We start from the raw sequence: 4,668 nt of genomic DNA, 5'->3' as shown, positions 1-4,668 counted from the left end.
ATAGAAATCTTTGGTCAGGTCGAGAGGTAAGCTGTTGTTGAAAGCCAGGTCAGGCAACAAATTATCACGCTGGACGTGAACACTGGCGCTAATGGCTGTAATAGATGGTAAGAGAGTTGAGCCTGAGGGTAAAGGCGGGTTTAGCTGTACTTTTATCCAAGAAGCTGCTATACCGTCGAGCGCTCGTTTGACCGACACAGGACAATTAGCAATTGAGATTTGCCACTGCTGCTCAGTTGGGGGCGAAGGAGTGACCGCTAGGGGCTGCCAATCTTTGCCGCTCCAATAAGACCAAATTAGAGGAAGTTTTGCTAACTTGCCAGCTTCAGAGGATTGAATAGTTAAGGTGACAGTTTTGCTGGGTACTGCTAGGGTAAACAAATCATCACAAGCTAAGTAGAGGCTGTGTTCAATTGGGCGATCGCCGCGAAAGACAAAACCTGGCGTTGAATTGTTCGGAGTTAGCCAAGTAGAGTGATCGCTCCAGGTATCTTGTTCAGGATCGCGCACAAAAATCGATTCGAGCTGCGCGGAGGTGACTACTAATTCCCGTTCGGTTTCAAAAATTATGGGTTCGGATTGCCCTTCTACTGGAGGCGCTGCCACCTGAGTTCCGTTTGGTACTAAGGCATCGACTGTACTGCCTGCTGTCAGGAAGAACGTCAAGGGCACTCGTGCAGGCTGAGGTGGCAACCGAGAAGCCCCCAAGAGATTCAAGAACGCCAGAAAATTTTTATCGGGTACTTGGTTGAGTCGCTGGATGATAATCTCGGCAAATCGGGCAAATACGCCAATCACAGCGGCTGAAATACCTTTAGCTTTGCGATTGCCTGTTACCGGATCGAGTTCAAACTCTTGCCACTCTGGTGCATATGTTAACAACAAATCTTGCACCTGTTTGGCAATGTATGCTGCGGTTCGCTCGTCAATTTTTGGAGCAGGTTTCACCATCAGCCCGAACTCCTTTCTAAATAAAAGGGATAGACCAAATTAAAAACGTTGTTCGTTGCTCGTACCCGATAGTCAATGCCAATCAGCATCACGTCACCATTACTGGCAAGCTGAATTTTCTCTTCGTTGGTTTGGGGGTTACGGGCAACGATGCCGCTATTGACGCTGACGTTAATCACGTCAATCCGGGGTTCAAATACCAATAGAGCGTCTTGTACCGCTTGAGACACCCTACCCGCCGTGGAAGGCGTATTCACTTCAAACACTACGTCATAAATTCCACACCCAAAATCAGGGCGCATGATTCGCTCGCCTTTGGCAGTACCCAGAATAATCAAAATCGACTGGCGCACGCTTTCTTCATACTCTGCGGCTTGAAGTTTGCCTTGTGAGTTCAAACTCACCGGGAATCCCAAACCACGTCCCAAAAACAGTTTAGACATCGTCCGCTCCTTGCTAGCCAATGAACACGGTACCCACTGCAATCACCTGTCCCACTGGCAAATCCACCGGATCGTTGCACGTCTCGGCAATATCGCTATTGCGTGCTGCCATCTTGCCGTTGATTTTCACAGTAGGACTACCTAACTTGATGGTTGCCTTGTTAGCAGGGGGTGTTTGAAATGCGGTTCCGGGCGGGGTAGGAATGTGAGGGGGCGTGTTATCCGCCGTGCTGTCAACCGTGGCGGCAGGCATCCCCATAATATTGACATTGCTACTTAGGCTGCCGTTGATGATGCCCGTGAATGGATGGGGTAGGGGCGTCGGTACGGGTGGCGTTCCTGGCACCATCACAATGTGGGTATCGGTGGCAACAATTTGGTCGCCTTGTTTTGCTGCGGGTTGTCCCATAATCGATTTGGGATTTTAGATTTTGGATTTAAGACTAATTCAGATTGATGGTTGCGCCTTTGAGGTTCATGGTTGCGCTAGCTTTTATGTCCATTCCGGTACCCGCTTCAATTTTTGAATCATTTGATGATTTAATTTCAATTTTTTGAGCATCTAGCTTAATCGTTCCTTGAGGAGCCGAGAGAATAATGTCTTTATTTGCGGTGAGTGTAATGGTATTTTCTGCGACATTGATAGTTAGGTAATTTTTCTGTTGCTTATCGGTAATTTCAATTTTTTCTTTGCCCTCCTCATCATTCAGCTGAATGACATGACCGCTACGAGATTTAATCATCCGAACATTGTTTTTTCCATCTTCATTATTCGCAGGAGGTGTATCTTTTCCGTTCCACAACCCTCCAATAATATAGGGAAAGTGCAAGTCTCCTCGTTCAAAGACCACTAAAACTTCGTCATCTACTTCTGGGAGAAAATAAGCCCCTCTGTCCTTTCCCGCCATTGGTGCAGCAATTCTTGCCCAGTAGCTTTCATCTTCATTACTAAGCCACGGAAACTTGACTTTTACTCTGCCTAATTTATCGGGGTCTTGGTTGTTCGTAACAACTCCAACAACAACCCCGTAAATCCGGCTGTTGTTTACCTGATGATTTTCATAATTGAGGAAAGCGTCAAAGAGATTCATGATTATTTTTCTAATTAAAATTTGCAAAAAAAAGAATCCATAGCGTTTCTTTGACTCATGAGGTACATCCTATCTTGGTAACTTATTTCTCACAAAAACACAGAGAAAGATGGCTGTACCTCATCAGCATGAGAATTGCTATAACTAAGCTCTAGTGCCTAGATTTTTCCTCTTAAAACTCCTAAAAAGATTAAAACTATCGGATGTGTAATTTTGAACTTTGAACTTTGAACTTTGAATTTACGAAGCATTTCTCCTCACTGTGAAATGGGTGTAATATCCCCGTGCGGGTATGTAGCGATGGCTCACTGCGGTAATGTAGTATTGACCGCTGAAGCGCTGACTAATGCCATCAATCTTGACGACGTTACCGAGTTTGAGGTCAGTGCGCCCCAAGCAAACCCCTTCACCGACAATTAACTCCAGAACGGCTTGGTTAAATCGGGCTTTGGCGATTTGGTCAGCTTCTGCTTGGGTCATGATGGGGCGATCGCTAATTGCGGCAACGGCTGTCCCAAAGGCAGATTTCACCAAATCCGCTCCCAGCGTTTGACCGCCCATTTTGGATACTTCAGATCCACTTCTCGCCTGTCCCACGACCCCCTGTTTGTCCTTAAAATTCCAGCCTTGCACCGTCAGTTCGCTCACCTGCTGCATGGAAGAGAGGCGTGGGTAAAATTCCAGCAGGTCACTCGCTAGGGTCAGGGTCACGATTTCGCTGTTCGCATTAGCAACGGGGCGGAAAAACAGGGTTTTATTCTCGACAACGACCTCGTACTGAATGGTGCGGGCGCGTTCTTGCAAAAACGCTAAGTCAGTTTGATTAGCCTGTAGAACGTACTCGTGAACCACCTGAGAATCCTCAACTCGGGCAGTTAAGTTGGCGTCGCTAGCGATTTTGGCGGCGATGTCGCTGTCTTTTTGCTGGATGAAGGTGCGGGTTTTGCAGTTGCGTTGGAGGCGATGGCGGCGATCGTACCCCCGCACGAGTAAACTGGGCGATCGATTTTGGGAAAATTCCGGTTCTAAACTTGTAATTTCACCAATGAGTACCGTCGCCAAATTGTTAGCGTAGCCCATTCTGATTTCGACCTCGTTGCCAATGTTAAAGTTAGGGTCATCAATCCAGGTAATATCTGACTCTCGACTGGCTGACCCCGTCATCTCTAAGGCGAACATACTCGGCAAGGTCACATCGACATCCACCGTCACGCCAATGACATGGGACTCCGCCTCCACCGATAGCGGAGAGCCGTTGATTAGGATGTCAAAATCGGAAACTAGGGGACTAGACGGTTGGGCAACGGGCATAGTTTGGAGCCTGCAATGAGGGGGGATAGGAGAGCGTTTCTCAGCGAACTTTTGGGATTGTGAGTCTGTGACCAACCAACTTCTCTAGATGCCGTGGGTCATCGATGTCGTTCGCCTCGGCAATGACTCGCCATCGGGTTGGGTCGCGGTAGAGTTCGGCAGCAATGTTGCTGAGAGTATCGCCACCCCTGACCAACCAGGTGGTCAGTTCTGGATCAGTAAGCAGTTTGTCCAGCTTGGGGTCTAGAAACTCGACAAAGGTTACGGTGAGATTTGCTCGGACGGGGTTGCCATCGCGGTTGAACTGGGTGAACTTTTGCGTCAGACTGCTGATGACGCCAGTAAAAGGAAAATCAGAGCCAACGGGAGCTTTTCCCCAGGTAATTTTACAGACTCTTGGCTGGTCTTCGTCTCGCTCAATGCGGGTCAGGATAACAATTTTGTTGGTTTCCTCCCGCACGTCCGCGATCGCAACCTTCTGCCCATTCCGCTCAATTGGGCCAGTAACATCGAAAAATAATTCCAAACTTAGTTGACGACTCCCTCCACCTCCAAAGGAAATGATGGGTGCGTTCACCTTGCTCTGAGTTTTGGCGTTGCTTCCAGATGAGGTTTGCGGTGGACTCCATGTCACAGGCTTGGAAATGGAATAGGACTCCGGATTAAACTGCGCCGGAAAAGCTGGGAAACGCTGGAAGCGATCGCCCTTCTTGGAAAATGGGGTAATGCTTAATTTTTCCAGTCCTGTATTCATCGACCTAATCCCCGACGTTCTCGTTCAACGACCGCTCGCCGATAAAGAATCCGGCTGACTTGTTCTGCAATCTGCGCGACATCCACCTCACTAGCGGCTGCGCTTGCGGCTGGTGGTA

At 48.2% G+C, this 4,668-nt stretch carries 5 protein-coding genes and 1 pseudogene; all 6 read right to left on the bottom strand.

What is annotated here, in order from left to right; all coding sequences use genetic code 11:
- Positions 1-951: pseudogene (locus V6C93_RS13415) on the bottom strand (baseplate protein J); the annotation flags it as partial.
- Positions 951-1,394 (bottom strand): GPW/gp25 family protein, encoded by a 444-nt coding sequence (locus tag V6C93_RS13410; protein ID WP_333477159.1) that lies wholly within the window; start codon positions 1,392-1,394, stop codon positions 951-953. The pseudogene V6C93_RS13415 and the gene V6C93_RS13410, both read right to left, overlap by 1 nt.
- A gap of 13 nt (positions 1,395-1,407) precedes the next feature.
- Complete coding sequence (locus V6C93_RS13405; protein WP_333477158.1) at positions 1,408-1,803, bottom strand: PAAR domain-containing protein; 396 nt, start codon at positions 1,801-1,803, stop codon at positions 1,408-1,410.
- A gap of 34 nt (positions 1,804-1,837) precedes the next feature.
- On the bottom strand, positions 1,838-2,512 hold the full coding sequence (locus tag V6C93_RS13400) for a phage baseplate assembly protein V (protein WP_333477157.1): 675 nt from the start codon (positions 2,510-2,512) through the stop codon (positions 1,838-1,840).
- Positions 2,513-2,725: 213 nt separating this feature from the next.
- On the bottom strand, positions 2,726-3,796 hold the full coding sequence (locus V6C93_RS13395) for a phage late control D family protein (protein WP_333477156.1): 1,071 nt from the start codon (positions 3,794-3,796) through the stop codon (positions 2,726-2,728).
- Between the two features lie 40 nt (positions 3,797-3,836).
- Positions 3,837-4,550, bottom strand: coding sequence for a hypothetical protein (locus V6C93_RS13390; protein WP_333477155.1), 714 nt, complete (start codon positions 4,548-4,550; stop codon positions 3,837-3,839).
- Positions 4,551-4,668 lie beyond the last annotated feature (118 nt).

Source organism: Allocoleopsis sp. (assembly GCF_036703385.1).
GTDB lineage: Bacteria > Cyanobacteriota > Cyanobacteriia > Cyanobacteriales > Coleofasciculaceae > Allocoleopsis.
The sequence above is the reverse complement of the archived record's forward strand: the minus strand, read 5'-3'. Positions and strand labels throughout refer to the sequence as shown.